Genomic DNA, 18,414 nt, shown 5'->3' on the forward strand with positions numbered 1-18,414 from the left:
AAAGGCTCAAAAAACTTTCAGCTTCCTACTTGTAGCTTCCCTCATTTTTCTATCTTTGAACAAAATAAGTTTTTAGAAATTTTTCTTTAGATTTTTTTGAACCCCATCAACTTATCATCCTTTATGAGTATAGACAATACAAAATACAGAAATTATATTTTTGATTTCAAAGCGGCGGCAGCTTTATTTGCTGGACTATTTATTGGCATCATGGTTTTAGGGTTGTATACGCTTTTTGCTTATTTTATTCTAAAGCAAGACTATTCAGAAATACAGAGCAGCATGGTATTTTTTATTGTCAGTTATCTCTGCACAGTGCTTTTTCCGATTATAGGTTTTGATGTTTTCGTGATGAAGAGTAAAGGAAAAAAGCTCAATTTTAACATGCAAACCAGACCTTTTCATGTTTATCTTATGATTTTTCCTATGATGCTGGGGATGATGTTGGTTTCTGAATTTTTAGTTTCAAGAATTCCTATTGAAGGAGAGTTTTTTGGTCCTTTGTACGATCAAATGTCTGATGCTTTTAGCACTATCGCTACAGATACTGCGGGAATTTATCTTCTTACGGTTCTTTTTGCGCCCTTTTTAGAAGAAATTCTCTTTAGAGGTATCATTCAAAAAGGATTGATTAATAAAGGTGTAAAACCAGCAAAAGCGATTATTTTTTCAGCTTTAGCCTTTGGAATTTTTCATCTTAATCCTTGGCAAACAGTCAATGCATTTTTATTAGGATTGGTTTTAGGCGTAGTTTATTACAAGACTAAATCCTTATTAATGCCCATATTATTGCATGCTTTTAATAATTTTATTTCTGCCTATTTATTACTGAATGGAAATTCAGAAAGCGTGACTGAAAACTTACATCTTCCTGAATATTACGGTCTTATAGTAGGAATTGTACTTTTTTCTGTTTCTTATTATTTATTCATGTACCGAAATAGAATTTATTACAGAGAATAAGCGCTAAAAATTTAAAAATTATAAATCTTATATTTAATATTACATAATGGAAATCCTCGTTGCCACGCACAACTTACACAAGAAAGAAGAAATTCAACAGATTTTAGGCGAAAAATACCACATTACTTCACTTACCGATTATCATATTCACGACGAAATTATTGAAGATGGAAATTCTTTCCATGAAAATGCTTTGATTAAAGCCAAATTCTGCTTCGAAAAAACTGGAAAACCCAGTTTAGGAGACGATTCTGGATTGGTGGTTCCTGCACTTGATGGAAGACCGGGAATCTATTCTGCACGTTACGCAGGAAATCATGATTTTGATAAAAATATGGCCAAAGTTCTTGAGGAAATGCAAGACAAAAATGATAGAGAAGCTTATTTCATCACCGTTTTATGCTTGTACAATGAACATGGAGCAGAATACTTTGAAGGTAGAGTTTATGGTGATTTAAGCACCGAAAGAAATGGAAACAAAGGTTTCGGTTATGACCCGATTTTCATTCCCAAAAATCACGAAATTTCTTTTGCAGATATGCCTGCAGAACAAAAAAATGCCATGAGTCACCGCAAAAATGCTTTAGATAAATTTCTTGCATTTTTAGAAAAATAATTTTTTTATAAAAAATATCCCACACCACAGATTTCACAGATTAATAAATAGTTTTCTACTTTTGATATTAGAATAATTTTCACGAAATTTGCAGACTTTAAACCTCTAAAAATCATCATTTAAGCATTTTGAGCACCTATTTAACAATTCTCGGCTATAACTCAGCAATTCCTACTGTGAAATCTGCGCCTACTGCGCAATTTCTAGAAATGGAAGAGCGTTGTTTCCTTATCGATTGTGGTGAAGGAACGCAAGTTCAATTGAGAAAAGCTAAAGCCAAATTTTCTAAAATTAATCACATTTTTATCTCGCATCTTCATGGCGACCATGTTTTTGGTTTGCCGGGATTAATTTCTAGTTTTAGACTTTTGGGTAGAGAAACTCTACTTCATGTGTACGGTCCAAAAGGCATTAAAGAAATGATGGAAACCATTTTTAGAATTACCGAAACACATCAAGGTTTCGAAGTGGTTTTCCATGAACTTTCTTCTAAAAAATCAGAAAAAGTTTTCGAGGACAATCGAGTAGAGGTTTTCACGATTCCATTAGACCATAGAATTTACTGTAACGGATATCTTTTTAGGGAAAAACCAAAAGAAAGACACCTCAATATGCAGGAAATTTCTAAATATCCTGAAATTGAAATCTGTGATTATCACAACCTAAAACGTGGCAAAGATATTCAGTTGAGTGATGGTTATATTCTCAAAAATGAAAATTTAACGAAACCTGCTGAACCTTCTGTTTCTTATGCTTTTTGTAGTGATACTCGATATTTAGAGAGCATTATTCCTATTATTAAAAATGTAGACGTGTTGTATCACGAAGCAACTTTTTTACATGATTTAAAGAAAATGGCAGATTACACAGGTCATACAACTGCTCTAGAAGCTGCGAAAATTGCCAGAAAAGCCAATGTTAAAAAATTAATTTTAGGTCATTTTTCTAATCGCTACAATGACTTGTCGGTTTTTCTAAATGAAGCTTGCGAAATTTTCCCTGAAACCTATCTTCCGGAGCAATTGGAAGCCGTTAAAATTTAAGATTTAAGATTTAAAATTTACGTTTTTTGATTTATCATTTTTATTTTGCAATTAGAGCTTCACTCAAGTCAGTCTGCAAAATTTAAAACATCAAACATCCATCATCCCACAAATTATGATGAACGAGCAAGAAATCTTTGAATTTCTCAATCAAAAAGCCGAACAATACAATCATCTAGATTTTATTGAATTAGACCCTATTTCTATTCCGCATCAGTTTTCTTTGAAACAAGACATAGAAATTTCAGGATTTTTCGCGGCTACAATCGCTTGGGGAAATAGAAAATCCATCATCACATCTGCTCAAAAAATCATCGATTTTATGGGAAATTCTCCTTACGATTTCGTGATGAATGCGAGCCAAAAAGATTTCAAAAAATTAGAAAACAAAGCCGTTCACAGAACTTTCTCGGCAGAAGATTTTCAACAGTTTATATTGAATTTAAAAAGTGTTTACACTGAATTTGAAAGTTTAGAAAACTTATTTCTTTTAAAAGAAAACGAAAAAAATTATTACCATGCTATTGAAAGATTTAGAACTCGTTTTTTAGGAGAAATTCCGCACAGAAGCCATAAACATGTGAGTTCTCCTTATAAAAATTCAGCTTCAAAAAGATTGGTCATGTTTCTGCGATGGATGGTTCGTCAAGATAAAAAAGGGGTAGATTTTGGCATTTGGAAAAACCTTTCTCCGCAATATTTGTCTATTCCATTAGATGTTCACACTGCGAATATTTCCAGAAAATTAGGAATTCTCACCAGAACTCAAAACGATTGGAAAGCCGTAGAAGAACTCGACCAAATCATCAGAAAATACAATCCACAAGATCCTGCTGTATACGATTATCCGCTTTTCGGAATTGGCGTTTCTAATGAGTTATTATAAAAAATATTTCCTAAATGTGGAGGAGTGCTTTTGCGATGGCAAAGTAGATTAAAACTCCTAAAATATCATTAGAAGTGGTGATAAACGGACCTGTAGCAATTGCGGGGTCTATTTTATTTTTCTCCAGAACAATAGGAACAATGGTTCCAATAATCGCCGCTACCATAATTACTGCTAAAAGAGAAATAGAAATGGTCACAGAAACCATCAAATCATTATGGTTAATCAATAAATTGAATCCAAAAATAATTAAAGAAAGTATCATTCCTGAAGCTGCAGAAACGCTTACTTCCTTGAATAAAGTTTTAAAAGTATCTTTTCCTAAAGTGTTATTTGCTAAACCTTGTACAATAATTGCCGAAGCTTGAACTCCAATATTTCCCGCAGTTGCCGCAATCAGCGGAACGAAAAACATCAATGCAGGAATGTCGTGCATCGCATTTTGATTGCTTTGCAATACTCTAGAACCAATTAAACCACCTACCATTCCAATGAATAGCCAAGGTAATCTTGCTTTGGTTAAATGAAAAATGGTATCACTAGAGTCAACGTCTTGAGAAATCCCCGATGCTAACTGGTAATCTTTTTCTGCTTCTTCGGTAATAAAGTCGATAACATCATCCACGGTAATTCTTCCGACTAATTTTCCTAATTTATCAACAACAGGAACTTCGAACAAGTCATATTTTTGCATGAAACGCGCAACTTCTTCAGCAGATTCCGTATCTTTAACATATTGAATTTTAGAGTTATAAACATCTGAAACTCGAGTAGAAGATGAAGTGGTTAATAATTTTTTAAGACTTAACAAACCCAGTAATTTTTCGGAATCATCTACTACATAAATAGAGTAAACTTCTTCCATTTCTTCGGCTTGTTTACGCATCTCTTTAACCGCAGAAATAATAGAAAGATTCTGATTTACTTTTACTAATTCGGTTGCCATCAAACCACCTGCTACATCTTCATCATAACGCAAAAGTTCTACAATATTCTGCGCGTGCTCCTCGTCATTTAAGTGCTGAATAATTTCATCTTGTTGATATTCAGGCAATTCTGCAATAATATCTGCAGCGTCATCCGAATCAATTTCGTTGATGATATTATCTGCAATTTCTTTGGTAGAGAAGTTTCTCAGGAATTTTTTACGCTCGTCTTCGTCTATGTAGAGTAGTACTTCTGCAGAGCGCTCATTATCCATTATTTCGTAAAGAAATTTTTGATCTTCTTCTTCTAGAATTTCAAAAATATTGGCAATATCTACCGCTTCTACTTCCGAAATGGCTTCAGAAACAGCTTTTACATTTCTTTCCTCAATGAGAAACTGTAAGGTGTGCGATATTTTTTGCTCTTCAATCACAGAAATTAATTGGAATAAAAAGTTAGAATTTTTGCAAAAATACAAAATAAGAGTTCAAAAATTCGCATTAATAATCATTAAAGTCAAATTTTAGTCGATTTTTAATCGTAATTTTGTCAAAAAATTAAGCAAAATGAAGTTTAGAGAACTTAAAACAGAAAATAGTACGATGCTCGATAAGATGGCAGATAGCGTTATCAGTTGGATTGGTTCTACCTCTTCATTGGTCTTTCACACTTTACTATTTATCACCAGTTTTTTACTTCCGCTATTTAAAGTGGTAGATTTCGAAGAAATGCTTTTGGTTCTCACTACGATTGTTTCTTTGGAAGCGATTTACTTGTCGATTTTCATTCAAATGTCTGTCAACAAAAGCAATAAACACATAGAAGTGATTAAAGAAGATGTAAACGAAATTCAGGAAGACATTGATGAAATCCAAGAAGACATCGATGAAATTCAGGAAGATATTGACGAAATTCAAGAAGACATCGACGAGATTGCTGATGATGAAGACGAAGATGAACACAAAGAAAAAGCTCAAAAAGTAATTCTCAAGAGCAATGTTTCTAATAACAAGCAAGAAATCAAGGAATTAAAAGCGAAAATTCACGATTTGCAAGCGAAATTAGAAGATTTGATACAGAAAGATTTTAATTAATTTTTAGCCGCTTTCCATTCTTGAGTAAAGTTGATAAAATCTTCTACACTCAGTTCTTCTGCACGTTTATCCATAAAAGCATGAGATTTTAACACTTCTGGAATATCTAGAGATTTCAGTGCATTGCTCAGTTTTTTTCTTCTTTGGCCAAAACCTGTTTTTACAATTTGCTTGAAAAGAATTTCATTGCCTTCCAAACCTTCTTTTCTGTTTCTGGTAAGTTTGATGACTCCAGATTTTACTTTTGGAGGCGGGTTGAATACGTTTTCGTGAACGGTAAACAGATATTTCACATCATAATACGCTTGAACCAAAACCGACAAAATGCCATAATCTTTGGTTTTGGGAACAGCAGCTGTACGTTCTGCCACTTCCTTTTGGAACATTCCAACCATTTCTGGAATCTGCTGATAATTTTCTATAATCTTAAAAAGAATCTGAGACGAAATATTGTAGGGAAAATTGCCAATTACCGCCACTTCTCCAGAGAAAACATCACTTAAATTAATTTTGAGAAAATCACCTGTAAAATGTTTATTTTCAAGTTTTTGATAATGTAATTTTAGGTATTCTATAGATTCTGTGTCTATTTCTGCAACGTAAGTTTCCGTAGGTTTTTCGAGGAGATATTTGGTTAAAACACCTGTTCCAGGACCTACTTCTAATACATATTGATATGGTTGAAAGTCAAGACCTTCTACAATTTTTTTGGCAATATTTTCATCAGTTAAAAAATGCTGACCAAGATGTTTTTTTGCTTTTACGTTCAAAATTTTTAAGATTTTTTAACACAGTTTTGTGTTTGTTCAGGGGCAAATTTCGGAGTTTTTTTTCTATTTTAGCAGAAAATTTTTTATTGATGGCAAAATTAGCAGAAGATTTAAACAAGAAAAGGCTCCGTTCTAGCAACATTACCGTATCGATTAGTATTGCATTGGTATTATTTTTAGTAGGACTTTTTGGGTTGATATTGATAAATGCTCAAAAATATTCGGATTATATCAAAGAGCAATTGGTGGTAGAAGCTTATTTTGATGACTATATAGACCCTAGAGATTCTGCGAAAGCAGAACAGTTGCAAAAATTAACTTACGAAAGAATAAAATTACAGCCTTTTGTTAAAAAAGCTAAATTTATTTCTAAGCAAGAAGCTACTGAACTTGCAAAAAAACAATTGGGTATTGAAACAGATGCTCTTTTTGAAGGAGATATTTTCCCACCATCTGTAGAAGTTACCTTGAAACCAGAATACGTAGATCCAGTAAAAATAAATGATGTTGTAAAAAAACTGAATGAAGTAGAAGGCGTAAAAGAAGTGAAAAACGATAGTAAATTAACGATTGAAGTTTACAATAACCTTAATAGAATTTTGACTTGGATTTTAGCATTTTCTATCTTATTCTTAATCGTAGCAATGGTGTTGATTAACAACTCTATTCGTTTAAAAATATTCTCTAAACGTTTCATTATCAAAACCATGCAATTGGTAGGTGCAAAACGCAGATTCATTTTAAAACCATTTGTAAAAGAAGCGGTAATCTTAGGAATTATCGGTGCTATTATTGGTTTAACAGCTTTATTTACAGGTTGGTATTTCTTTACGAGCGAAATCGGAACTCCATTTGTACAAGACACTAATCAATACATTTGGTTAGTCGCAATCGTTTTTGGTGTAGGTATTCTCATCACCGTCATCAGTACAGTTTTTGCAACTTGGAGATTCTTAGCATCTAGTGTAGATGATTTATATTACTCATAGAAAAATTATAAAATGTCTAAAAAACAAAATATAGAAAAGTCTGAACCACAGCACAATCCTTTTTATTTTGGCAAAAAAAACTATCAATTGATGTTGGTAGGATTGGCTTTAATTTTAGCAGGATTTCTTTTAATGCTCGGTCCAGATGCTAATACAGTCGACGGAAAACTAGATCCTAATGCTTGGAATGAAGACATTTTCTCCATCAGAAGAATCAGAATAGCGCCGCTTTTGGTGATTGCTGGATTTGTAGTTCAGGTTTTCGCGATTCTTAAAAGAAACAAATAAAAACATTTTAAAAACTAAAGAATTAAAAGATTTGAATTGGTATTTGAATCTTTTAATTTTTTTATCACAATACAGTTTATGGATTTAATCAGAGCAATTATTATTGCAATTGTAGAAGGACTTACCGAATATTTACCCGTTTCTTCTACTGCACACATGATTTTCACGAGTTCATTTTTTGGAATTCAAGAAGATGAATTTGTTAAAATGTTTCAAGTTTCTATTCAGTTTGGAGCTATTTTGGCGGTAGTCTTTTTGTATTGGAAGAAATTTTTTGATTTTAAAAACATCAAATTCTATTTGAAATTAGGAGTAGCCGTTTTACCAGCTTTGGTTCTAGGGAAATTATTTGATGATAAAATAGAAACGGTATTAGAAAAACCAATTCCCATCGCTGTAGTTCTGATTTTGGGTGGTGTCATTTTACTTTTTATCGACCAGATTTTCACCAAACATACGATAGATGACGAGAAAGATATTACTTTCAAAAAAGCATTAACAATTGGTTTTTGGCAATGTCTAGCGATGATGCCAGGAACGAGTAGAAGTGCGGCTTCTATTATTGGTGGAATGCAACAAAACCTTACCAGAAAAGCAGCTGCAGAGTTTTCATTCTTTTTGGCAGTTCCTACTATGTTAGCGGTTACCTTTTATTCAATTTTTGTAAAAGATTGGAATCACAATGGAATTGAGCAAAAAGGTTACGAAATGATATTTGCGACTCCAGAAAACACGATGAGTTTTTTCGTGGGGAATTTAGTAGCATTTGTAGTAGCGGTTATTGCGATTAAGTTTTTCATTGGTGTTTTGACCAAATACGGCTTCAAACCTTGGGGTTGGTACAGAATTATCGCAGGGATTTTATTGTTGATTTATTTTGGTTGGGTGAAGTAATTTCATTTTATACTTTTTACATTGAAAGCAGAAGATTTTTTAAACGGACAAGTACTTTTGGTGGACAAGCCTTTGGATTGGACCAGTTTTCAGGCTGTTAATAAATTGAAGTACAAACTCAAAAGAGAGTTCCATCTTCCTATAAAATTTAAAATCGGTCATGCTGGAACGCTGGATCCTAGAGCAACAGGCTTATTGATAGTCTGCACCGGAAAATTCACCAAGAAAATTCCAGAAATTCAAGATGCGCCAAAAGAATACATCGCCGAAATTAAAATTGGCGTACAAACCGAATCTTACGACACCGAAAAACCAGAAATACTTCATGCCGATTATTCACACATTACAGAAGATTTCATCAAAGAAACTTTGTCAACATTTGTAGGAGAAATTGAGCAAAAACCGCCTGTTTTTTCAGCGATAAAAATTGATGGAAACCGCGCTTATGATTTAGCAAGAGCTGGTCAAGAAGTAGAAATGAAATCTAGGAAAACGACCATTCATTATCTCAATAACATCGACATTCAACTTCCTTTTGTCACTTTTACCGTAGGTTGCAGCAAAGGAACTTACATCAGAAGTTTGGCTCACGATATTGGTCAAAGTTTAGGAGTTGGTGCTTATCTTACTCAACTCAGAAGAACCAAAATAGGAGAGTACCATGTAGAAAATGCACATGCAGAAATTTTGGAAAATGAGTTTAGATTTGAAAATTTCTAACCATGAAAAACTATTACTTTTTATTCATTTTTATTAGTTTTTTAGGATATTCACAACAAAAAGAAAATCTTAATCAAGGAATTTATTGGAGTACAGATGCGCAAGTTGCCTATGGATTAGCAAAAGCAGTTGCAGATATCGTGAATGAAGATAACAATGTAGATTTTAATGCCAATGCAGGAATCACTTCTGTTATTGGTTTTCAACCGATTCATAAAATAGGTTTAGGCGCTGGTTTTCGATACAATTACATTTATGATAATATCCATAATTTGTATTTCTTGGTTCAGCCAAAAATTTATTTAGACAATGCCGCAGATTCTGGATATATTTATCTCAATGCTGGATTTGCCCTTACTAAAAGTGATGTGAGAAAAGCCAGAGTATATACTTTAGGCATTGGTGACCAAAACCCCATCAATGTGAGAATGAATTATTATTACTCCTTTTTTCTGGAAAATCACAGCATGAATTTCGGAGATGGACTAAAAAGTAACTTTTATATTGGTTTAAATCTTGGAATTACTTTTCACTCCAATAAAGTGAGAGAAGAATAAAAAAATTAAAATTTGTGGAAACGCGCATCAATAAATATTTATCAGAAGTAGGTTTTTGTTCGAGAAGAGAAGCCGATAAACTTTTGGAACAAGGAAGAATTACCATCAATGGCAAAAAGCCAGAATTAGGAACTAAAGTTTCTGATGCTGATGAAATTTGCGTAGATGGCAAAAACATCAAAAAAACAGAAGAAAAACACGTTTATATCGCCTTTAATAAACCCATCGGAATTGTTTGCACCACAGATACCAAACGTGAAAAAAATAACATCGTAGATTACATCAATCACCCGAAAAGAATTTTCCCCATCGGTAGACTTGATAAACCTAGTGAAGGTCTTATTTTATTGACGTCTGACGGTGATATTGTGAATAAAATTTTACGCGCCAGAAACAACCACGAAAAAGAATACATTGTACGTGTAGACAAACCGATTACACCCAAATTTCTAGAAAAAATGCGCAATGGTGTTCCGATTTTAGACACCGTAACCAAAAAATGCGAAGTAGAACAAATCGATACTTTGCAGTTTAGAATTGTACTTACCCAAGGTTTAAACCGCCAAATCAGAAGAATGTGCGAATACCTAGGCTACGAAGTAAAAAAACTGAAGCGCATTAGAATTATGAACATCAAATTGGATTTACCCATAGGAAAATGGAGAGATTTAACCGATGCTGAAATGAAAGAACTGGCTCAACTTCTCCAAGATTCTAGTAAGACAGTGGATTAAAATTATTCTAAAATTTCTACCATAAGTTCTAATAATTCTTTTTTCAATTTGAAATAAAATTTGCTCATGGTTTCTTGGTATTTTCCTAGAGCTTTGTCTAAAATTTGTATTTCTGAATCGTTATACTTATTGTTTTCGAAGTAAATAAAATCTGCATCCACATATTCTCTTAGTACTTCTTGGTCTTCTTCTTCCATATACATGGCAAAAGCAGAAGATAAGAGCTCTGTAACTTTCTTTTTGAAAATCTTTTCTTTAGAAACCATTATGTTTCTGTTTCTCATAATCGTTTCGAAATCAAGCCTTTGAGACATGAAATTGATATATGGAACAAACTCTTGAAAAGCATTGTAATACTCATCAAAATCTTTATCTGTCTGTGTAAAACGATTTGCCAATTCAGAAAATTTTTCTTTTTGTTCAAGCGAAGCTTTATGCAAAAGATACTTTAAAATAGCATCATCATTTTCTTTGATTTTTTGGTCAACTTGTTCTTCTCTTTGTTTTAGAATTTTCAGGACTTTTGGTGTTTGACTTTTGGTGAATTTTGCACCGTCATAATCAAAGGTTTTCAATTTATACGTTCCATTTTGAATCATTTCTAAGACTTTAGCATCGTTTTCTAATGCATTTTTTTCAAAGACAAGGCTTACTTTTTCGTCTGAGAAAAAATCTTGAGCTATGACATCATCTACAGTAGAAGTTTCATTTTCAATATTTTCGAAAATTGGATTTTTAAAATCATAATAAGAATTAAATATCTTATGGAAGGACTTTTCATTCACTATGCTTTTATATTGCTCTCTGAATTCTTCCTCGGAAAGAAATTCTTCTGTATGCGTAAGCATATTATACTCGAAGAGTTTATTGGTAAATTTCTCTGCGTATTTATCAAAATGCTTCAAGATGTTTTTAGAAATCCTATTGTCTACATTTTCAGAAGGAATATTGAGTTTTTTGATGGCTTCAATTCTTTGTTTTATGGTTGGGTGAGAAGCCCATTGATCTTCAATTTGAAGCTTAGATTTATTATATCTTTCTATTTCATTAATATTGATATACGGCAAATCATTTTTAATTTCATGGTTATTTTCTTGAGCAAAATAATGCAACAAGGTAGTCTGATTTTGATAAATATTTTTGGTGTCGGCTTTTACGTTTTTGTCAAGGTAAAAATTCATCGCATTAGAAAGCGCCGATTCTGAAAGGTCTAATCTTAGAAGAGCAGAAGTTTTAACATCGGCACCTACCACATACGTAGCGATTGCATCTGCATTAAATTCCATCTGTCTGCTTAGCGACATGTGTTTCAGATATAAAAAATCATAAAACTTAGTCAACACCCATTGAATTCCTTCAATAATCCACGCTGCCAATCTTGTAAAAAGTGCAATGATAGCATGAGTACTCGCAAAACTTTCCATAGAATCTGCAAAACCTTTGTTATTGTACAGCATGTCGTAAATCATTTTATTGGCTTGATTTACATAGCTTCCTACCTTCATGCTTTTTTGAGAAAAATGTCCAAATTCATGTGCAAGAATCGCTTTTAATTCACTTACCGTAGTGGTATTGATTAAGCCCATTCCTATAGTAAGATTTTTTCTTACTGGGAAAAACATGCTCCAAAAAGGAGAGTTGTAGTTTACAAAAGCATTTACATCATTAGATAAAAACAGCTTTTTAGGTTGATCTGTTCCTACTTCTTGTACCACTTCATCTATTAATTTGAAAAGTTCAGGTTCTTGATTTCTTTTGATTTCGATAATGCGCTGGTATCATTTTTCTGAAAATTAAAAATAAATTTAACCAAGAAAATCAATATAAAAACAGCCATTCCTATTAGACCACCAGAAAGCAAAATAACCAAATAATTGAATCTAAAATTTGCAATGATTTCAAATACTAAATAGCCAATAGTAGCGACTAATGCTAGTGCCAAAGTTATTAATACTAAATAGACTAAAAAGAATAAAATGATGTAGAGAATGGCCGTGGTTACTTGTTTTTTATACTCAGAAGAGATAGGAGGTAATATTTTTTTGGACATTGGTGTAATGATTATTTTTTTGTTTTTTTATACTAAAGGAACATAAAATCAAATTCTAGAAAATATTTTTTTGAAAAAAGAGTAGAGTACTCTGAGGAATTAGGAGGAGTTTTCCATTTTTGAAAATTTTTAAGAAATCTTAAAAATAAGAAAGGAGAATTTCTAAGATCTCATGGTTATTGATTTACAGAGTAAAAATAATAAAAAAGTGGAAAATAAAAAAGACTGATGGCAAAACTTCTTTGCTTTTCTCAAAGCATTGTCGTTTCTGTCATCAGTCCGGAAACATTGCCTCTGCAACCTTTATTGCTTCAACTCCCGAAAAATGTTTAATTGCATCTTTTTAAATTCTATCCGCAGATATTTCTAAAAATTTTGCCATTTTTCATTAAAACATATTCCATTGCTCGGGCAATTTTATCAACTTGAATTTGGGTTGAGCTATTTTCTTGTCAAACACTTTCGTATTCTTCTGAAAAACAAAAAAAGTCTACGTTGACTATTTTTAAGTCTTACTTTAAGAATCTTAGTTTCTTTATCTCTTTGTTTCAAAATTCTTGTGAGAAAATTTTAAAAAACTATTTATTAATAAATTAAACTTTGTTCTTTTTTTGGTTTCAAAATCAAGTATGAAGAAACTTCACAACTTTCAATTTTCAACTTAAAAGTTTGACTTGTTTATTGATGTAAAGGTAGCGTAGAAATTTACTTTTTATAGACTAATTTGCTTTCTGTTTACTCACTTTAAGATATGATTTATGCACAATCATTTTCATCTAAAAGTCTTTATTGATGGAAGTTTACAATTTTATTCACAAAATAAACAATTAGTAAGCCTCATAAAAATGTATTAGTTTTTAATTTTCAATAGATTGAAAAGTTATCAATTACCAGATTACTCCATTCTTTTTACAGGCTCTAGATCTTTTAATTCTTCTTCAGTAAAAAGTCTGTAAATAATTTTAAAAGTTTTTCCCAATGGTGTTTCCAGAGAAAAACCGCCTGGTCCGAAACCTTCTGTAACATCTAACGTGAAATGCGAAAATTTCCAGTATTCAAATAAATCTCTATCAATCCAAAATTCAAAACCATCTACCAAACCAATCATAGCATCATTGGTTCTTACATAGAAACCTCCTTTTTCAAAACATTGAGGCTGGGTTCCTTCGCAGCAACCACCAGCTTGGTAAAACATTAAATCACCGTGTTTTTCTTTTAGCATTTTAATGACTTCCAACGCTTTTTCTGTTACGTCTAACCTTTTTACCATTTCTAAAAATTTTTAATAAAATTAAAAAAAGGAATGCTGATGAACAACATTCCTTAAAGTTTAAATCACAAGTGAACTAGAAAAATCCTAGTTTATTTTTGTTGTAAGAAATCAACATGTTTTTTGATTGTCTGTAATGATCAAGCATCATTTTGTGGTTTTCTCTACCAATACCAGATTGTTTGTAACCGCCAAAAGGTGCGCCAGCTGGATATGCGTGATATTGATTTACCCAAACTCTACCTGCTTTTATCGCTCTAGGAACTCTGTATAATTCATGTGCATCTCTCGTCCAAACTCCCGCTCCAAGTCCATACATAGTATCGTTCGCAATTTCTATCGCTTCTTCTGTAGATTTAAAAGTAGTTACTGCTAACACTGGCCCGAAAATCTCTTCTTGGAAGATTCTCATTTTGTTGTGCCCTTTAAAAATGGTTGGCTGAATGTAATATCCACCTTCTAAATCTCCACCTAGATGATTCACTTCTCCACCACAAAGCAATTCTGCACCTTCTTCTTTGCCTAATTTGATGTAAGAAAGGATTTTATCTTTTTGAATTTGTGAAGCTTGAGCACCCATCATTACGGTTGGGTCAAGAGGATTTCCTGTTTTGATGGCTTTAGTTCTTTCTACCACTCTTTCTAAGAATTTATCAGCAATTGATTCATGAACCAATAATCTAGAAGGACAAGTACAGATTTCACCTTGATTTAGAGCAAATAATACCGCTCCTTCAATGGCTTTGTCAAAAAATTCGTCATCTGCATCCATCACAGAAGGGAAGAAGATGTTAGGAGACTTACCTCCCAATTCTAAAGTCACAGGAATAATATTTTCTGTAGCATATTGCATTACCATTCTACCCGTAGCTGTAGAACCTGTAAACGCTGCTTTTGCCACTTTTGGATTGGTTACTAAAGTTCTTCCTAACTCCGCTCCGAAACCATTGACAATATTCACTACACCTGCAGGAAGTAAATCTTCAATTAGCTCCATTAAAACCATAATAGAAACAGGCGTACTTTCTGCTGGTTTCAGAACTACACAGTTTCCTGCAGCTAGAGCAGGAGCCAGTTTCCAAACTGCCATTAGAATAGGGAAGTTCCAAGGAATAATTTGTGCGATTACACCAATAGGTTCGTGTACGATGATAGAAACGGTGTCTTTGTCTAATTCAGAAATAGAACCTTCTTCAGCTCTTATTACACTAGCAAAATATCTAAAATGATCTACTGCCAAAGGTAAATCTGCCGCCAAAGTTTCTCTAATGGCTTTACCATTATCTACGGTTTCTACTGCAGCGATATAGGGTAGATTTTCCTCGATTCTATCTGCAATTTTATTCAAAATAATGCTGCGTTCTGTAGCAGAAGTTTCGCTCCATGTTTTGAAAGCTTCAGATGCAGCATCCACAGCCATTTCTATGTCTTGTTTCGCAGAGTGTGCAGCTTTTGCCATAACTTTTCCATCAAGTGGAGAAAGCACTTCGAAATACTGTCCTGTAGAAGGAGCAGTCCATTTTCCGTTAATGTAATTGTCGTATTTTTCTTTTAAAACCGGACGATTGATGTGTGTTGACATAATTTGTTGAATTTTTAATTTTCAGCCAAATTATCTTAAACATGACAAATGTCATGGTAAAATCGTCTCAAATGATAGTATAATAGTGTTTTGAAAATATTAATTACAATACTTTAATATAAACCTTGTTTGATTGAAAAATTATTATATATTTAGCCAAATTGATTATTTTATCAAAAATATCATTCATAGTTTATGATACAAGAAGACAAACATTTGCTCTACACCCCTGAATTAACAGGACATGAGCAATTACAAAATATAATAGAAAACAAGACTACATTTACTTTAAATAATTGTGAATTTTCTTTGTATGAAACGCACAAGAAGACAGAAGATGTTAAACTAAAGTTTAATGATTTGACTTTTACAGCGATGTTACGAGGGAGAAAGCACATGAAATTGGAAAATAAATCTGAGTATTTTGATTATTTTCCTGGTGAAACGGTTTTAGTTTCTCCCGGTGAAACAATGGTCATCGATTTTCCAGAGGCAGACGAAACTCCTTCACAATGTATTGCATTAAGTTTCAGTCCAGATTTTGTAGAAGAATCATTGCATTATCTCAATACCAAATTGATGAAAGTAGACGAAAGTACTTGTTGGCGAATTTCTAGCGAAGAATTTTATCTATTCAACAGCTTACCACTGGCTTCTGCAACCAATAATCTCATGAGAATTGCCATGGAAGATAATATGAATAAGGATATTATGGCAGATTTGGCACTGAAAGAATTATTGGTAAGACTGATGCAAACTCAAGCAGGAAAACTCATTGAAAACGATTACAAAACACTGAAAACTTCAAACCGATTGGCTTTTATCATAGATTATATTAAAAACAATCTGCATCAAAAATTAAGTATTGAACATTTGGCAAAATTGGCTTTCGTAAGTAAATCTAATTTTTTTAAACTTTTTAAATACGAACTTGGAACATCACCCAATGAATATATTCTTCAGCAAAGAATAAAACGTGCCAAAGAACTCCTCAAAGAAAACCAAAGCATCAAAGAAGTAGCTTTTGCCACTGGTTTCTCTGACACCAATCATCTCATCAAAACCTTTAAAACTTTTGAAGGTATTACTCCGAAAAATTATCAACGAAATTTATTTTCAGAATATAAAATCGTTTCTTAAATAAACAAAAACCGCTTCAAATTTTTGAAGCGGTTTTTAAGTATAGTTGAATTAACAAATTTTAATAAGAATTTTTTTCTACAAAATGCTTAGCAATTTTCTCAGTTAACGCGATTACGTTTGGCTGATTGGTGTACTTTGTAAATCTTCTAAGACCAGAAAGCATCATTCTTTGCTCATCACCTTCAGCGAAAGAAATAATTCCTTCTTTAGCAGCTGCAATTACAGCTTCTACTGCTTTGTAAAGGTTTAATTGAGCCATTGCTGCTTCTATAGAATCTGGACCGAAGTTTTTCTCCACTCTTAGAATTGCAGATTCTGCCATGTAAATTTGGTTTAAAATTTCTGAAGCATTGATTAACAAGTGTTGTTGCTTTTCAATCTCCATCATGTATTTCTGAAGAGCAGCACCAGAAACCATTAAGAATACTTTCTTAAGATTTGCGATGATTGCTTTTTCTTCCGACATAAATTCTGAATAATCAGGCGTTTCAAAAGAAGGAATGCCCATTAATTCTTTACCAACTGCCATTGCAGGAGACATTAAATCGATTTCGCCTTTGAAAGCTCTCTTCACCAACATTCCTACAGAAAGAAGTCTGTTGATTTCGTTAGTACCTTCATAAATTCTAGAAATTCTAGCATCTCTCCATGCTGCTTCCATTGGTGTATCTTCAGAGAATCCCATACCTCCAAAAATCTGAATTCCTTCATCTGCTGCTTTTTGAGCGATGTCTGAAACGTAAACTTTTAGGATAGAACATTCTACCGCGAATTCTTCCACACCTTTTAATTCTGCTTCTTGGTGAGACATTCCACCTGCAACTAAAGCATCAATTTTATCTTGAATATCTTGAGCCGCTCTATAAGATCCAGCTTCTGAAACGAAAGTAGCAGTAGCCATTTCCGCTAATTTTTTTCTAATAGCTCCAAAAGTAGAAATAGGAGTGTTGAATTGTTTTCTTTCGTTTGAATATTGAACAGAAAGGTTGAAAATTCTTCTTTGTGCATCTAAACAAGCAGCAGCTAATTTAATTCTACCTACGTTTAATGCGTTTAAAGCAATTTTGAAACCGTTGTTTCTTTCACCTAAAAGACATTCTACAGGAACTTTCATATCATTGAAGAAAACCTGACGAGTAGAAGAAGCTCTAATTCCTAATTTGTGCTCTTCTTCACCGAAAGTAAGGCTTTCAGGATTTTCTAGTTCGCTTCTGTTTACAACGAAACCAGTGATGTTTTTGTCATCATCAATTTTAGCAAAGAATGTGAATGTATCTGCAAAACCTGCGTTAGAAATCCACATTTTTTGACCGTTAATGATATAATGTTTACCATCTTCAGACAATTTAGCTCTTGTTTTCCCTGAATTTGCATCAGAACCAGCATCTGGCTCAGTTAAACAGTATGCTCCGAATTTTGTTCCAGCAGCTAAATCTGGTAAATATTTTTGTTTTTGAGCTTCCGTTCCGTATAATAGGATAGGAAGCGTACCAATACCTGTGTGTGCTCCATAAGCAGTTGCCAATGAACCAGTTGCGCCAGAAATGTAATCACAAGCAATCATAGTAGATACAAAACCAAGACCAAGACCTCCGTAATTTTCAGGAACTGCGATTCCTAAGAATCCCATTTCACCGATTTGTTTCATACACTCTTCAGTAAATGCGTAATCTTTTTTCTCGAAACGCTCTTTGTTAGGAACTACAACTTTGTCAATAAATTCTCTTGCAGAGTCGCGAAGCATTTTTTGTTCCTCAGAAAAATCTTCCATCGTGAAGATATTCTTAGCTTCTATTTCTTTTATTAGGAATTCTCCTCCTTTTAATGTGCTCATATTATTATTTTTTTAATTTTAAATTTTAGATTATAAATTTTAAATTTTTTGATT

19 protein-coding genes are annotated in these 18,414 nt (G+C 32.9%); 12 read left to right on the forward strand and 7 right to left on the reverse strand.

The features are described from left to right. Nucleotides 1-123 precede the first annotated feature (123 nt). The 4 genes from EB819_RS04835 (at nucleotide 124) to EB819_RS04850 (ending at nucleotide 3,508) form a co-directional block, all read left to right on the forward strand. Nucleotides 124-963: a CPBP family intramembrane glutamic endopeptidase gene (locus tag EB819_RS04835; RefSeq protein WP_069798952.1), complete on the forward strand. Its 840-nt coding sequence runs from the start codon at nucleotides 124-126 to the stop codon at nucleotides 961-963. Between the two features lie 46 nt (nucleotides 964-1,009). Next, complete coding sequence (gene rdgB, locus EB819_RS04840; RefSeq protein WP_069798954.1) at nucleotides 1,010-1,579, forward strand: RdgB/HAM1 family non-canonical purine NTP pyrophosphatase; 570 nt, start codon at nucleotides 1,010-1,012, stop codon at nucleotides 1,577-1,579. Between the two features lie 128 nt (nucleotides 1,580-1,707). Then, nucleotides 1,708-2,622, forward strand: a complete 915-nt coding sequence (locus EB819_RS04845; protein ID WP_069798956.1) for a ribonuclease Z — start codon at nucleotides 1,708-1,710, stop codon at nucleotides 2,620-2,622. Between the two features lie 118 nt (nucleotides 2,623-2,740). Beyond that, nucleotides 2,741-3,508 carry a TIGR02757 family protein gene (locus EB819_RS04850; RefSeq protein WP_069799089.1) on the forward strand — a complete coding sequence of 256 codons (768 nt, stop codon included), beginning with the start codon at nucleotides 2,741-2,743 and terminating at the stop codon, nucleotides 3,506-3,508. 10 nt (nucleotides 3,509-3,518) lie between these two features. On the opposite strand, the gene mgtE is transcribed toward EB819_RS04850, so the two are convergent. Further along, entirely contained in the window at nucleotides 3,519-4,868 is a 1,350-nt protein-coding gene (gene mgtE / locus EB819_RS04855) for a magnesium transporter (RefSeq protein ID WP_069798959.1), read from the reverse strand. Nucleotides 4,869-5,001: 133 nt separating this feature from the next. Here mgtE and EB819_RS04860 point away from each other — a divergent pair, with 133 nt between their 5' ends. After that, the gene (locus EB819_RS04860; protein ID WP_069798961.1) at nucleotides 5,002-5,529 is read left to right on the forward strand and encodes a coiled-coil domain-containing protein; all 528 of its coding nucleotides are present in this window, start codon (nucleotides 5,002-5,004) and stop codon (nucleotides 5,527-5,529) included. Here the strand turns inward: EB819_RS04860 and rsmA are convergent. Further along, nucleotides 5,526-6,299, reverse strand: a complete 774-nt coding sequence (rsmA, locus tag EB819_RS04865; protein ID WP_069798963.1) for a 16S rRNA (adenine(1518)-N(6)/adenine(1519)-N(6))-dimethyltransferase RsmA — start codon at nucleotides 6,297-6,299, stop codon at nucleotides 5,526-5,528. The two genes, EB819_RS04860 and rsmA, sit on opposite strands and share 4 nt — an antisense overlap. A gap of 89 nt (nucleotides 6,300-6,388) precedes the next feature. On the opposite strand from rsmA, the gene EB819_RS04870 reads away from it, so the two are divergent. The 6 genes from EB819_RS04870 (at nucleotide 6,389) to rluF (ending at nucleotide 10,481) form a co-directional block, all read left to right on the forward strand. Then, on the forward strand, nucleotides 6,389-7,288 hold the full coding sequence (locus EB819_RS04870) for a cell division protein FtsX (protein ID WP_069799092.1): 900 nt from the start codon (nucleotides 6,389-6,391) through the stop codon (nucleotides 7,286-7,288). A gap of 12 nt (nucleotides 7,289-7,300) precedes the next feature. Then, nucleotides 7,301-7,576, forward strand: a complete 276-nt coding sequence (locus EB819_RS04875) for a DUF3098 domain-containing protein (RefSeq protein WP_069798965.1) — start codon at nucleotides 7,301-7,303, stop codon at nucleotides 7,574-7,576. A 78-nt stretch (nucleotides 7,577-7,654) separates the two neighbouring features. Then, nucleotides 7,655-8,470 carry an undecaprenyl-diphosphate phosphatase gene (locus EB819_RS04880; RefSeq protein ID WP_069798967.1) on the forward strand — a complete coding sequence of 272 codons (816 nt, stop codon included), beginning with the start codon at nucleotides 7,655-7,657 and terminating at the stop codon, nucleotides 8,468-8,470. Nucleotides 8,471-8,491: 21 nt separating this feature from the next. Further along, nucleotides 8,492-9,190 (forward strand): tRNA pseudouridine(55) synthase TruB, encoded by a 699-nt coding sequence (truB, locus tag EB819_RS04885; protein WP_069798969.1) that lies wholly within the window; start codon nucleotides 8,492-8,494, stop codon nucleotides 9,188-9,190. A 2-nt stretch (nucleotides 9,191-9,192) separates the two neighbouring features. Further along, nucleotides 9,193-9,747, forward strand: coding sequence for a hypothetical protein (locus EB819_RS04890; RefSeq protein ID WP_069798971.1), 555 nt, complete (start codon nucleotides 9,193-9,195; stop codon nucleotides 9,745-9,747). Nucleotides 9,748-9,761: 14 nt separating this feature from the next. Beyond that, on the forward strand, nucleotides 9,762-10,481 hold the full coding sequence (gene rluF, locus EB819_RS04895; protein ID WP_069798972.1) for a 23S rRNA pseudouridine(2604) synthase RluF: 720 nt from the start codon (nucleotides 9,762-9,764) through the stop codon (nucleotides 10,479-10,481). Nucleotides 10,482-10,483: 2 nt separating this feature from the next. Here the strand turns inward: rluF and EB819_RS04900 are convergent, their stop codons facing one another. The 4 genes from EB819_RS04900 to EB819_RS04915 form a co-directional block, all read right to left on the reverse strand. Further along, entirely contained in the window at nucleotides 10,484-12,196 is a 1,713-nt protein-coding gene (locus tag EB819_RS04900) for a M48 family metallopeptidase (protein WP_158005957.1), read from the reverse strand. A gap of 8 nt (nucleotides 12,197-12,204) precedes the next feature. Then, entirely contained in the window at nucleotides 12,205-12,531 is a 327-nt protein-coding gene (locus EB819_RS04905) for a hypothetical protein (protein ID WP_083250176.1), read from the reverse strand. 895 nt (nucleotides 12,532-13,426) lie between these two features. Continuing rightward, nucleotides 13,427-13,801 carry a DUF779 domain-containing protein gene (locus EB819_RS04910; RefSeq protein ID WP_069798974.1) on the reverse strand — a complete coding sequence of 125 codons (375 nt, stop codon included), beginning with the start codon at nucleotides 13,799-13,801 and terminating at the stop codon, nucleotides 13,427-13,429. A gap of 76 nt (nucleotides 13,802-13,877) precedes the next feature. Beyond that, nucleotides 13,878-15,383 carry an aldehyde dehydrogenase family protein gene (locus EB819_RS04915; RefSeq protein ID WP_069798976.1) on the reverse strand — a complete coding sequence of 502 codons (1,506 nt, stop codon included), beginning with the start codon at nucleotides 15,381-15,383 and terminating at the stop codon, nucleotides 13,878-13,880. A 195-nt stretch (nucleotides 15,384-15,578) separates the two neighbouring features. Between EB819_RS04915 and EB819_RS04920 the strand changes: the two genes are divergently transcribed. After that, nucleotides 15,579-16,523 (forward strand): AraC family transcriptional regulator, encoded by a 945-nt coding sequence (locus tag EB819_RS04920; RefSeq protein WP_069798978.1) that lies wholly within the window; start codon nucleotides 15,579-15,581, stop codon nucleotides 16,521-16,523. Between the two features lie 61 nt (nucleotides 16,524-16,584). Here EB819_RS04920 and EB819_RS04925 read toward each other — a convergent pair whose 3' ends face one another. After that, the gene (locus EB819_RS04925; protein ID WP_069798980.1) at nucleotides 16,585-18,360 is read right to left on the reverse strand and encodes an acyl-CoA dehydrogenase FadE; all 1,776 of its coding nucleotides are present in this window, start codon (nucleotides 18,358-18,360) and stop codon (nucleotides 16,585-16,587) included. Between the last annotated feature and the right edge of the window lie 54 nt (nucleotides 18,361-18,414).

This window comes from Cloacibacterium normanense (assembly GCF_003860565.1).
GTDB lineage: Bacteria > Bacteroidota > Bacteroidia > Flavobacteriales > Weeksellaceae > Cloacibacterium > Cloacibacterium normanense.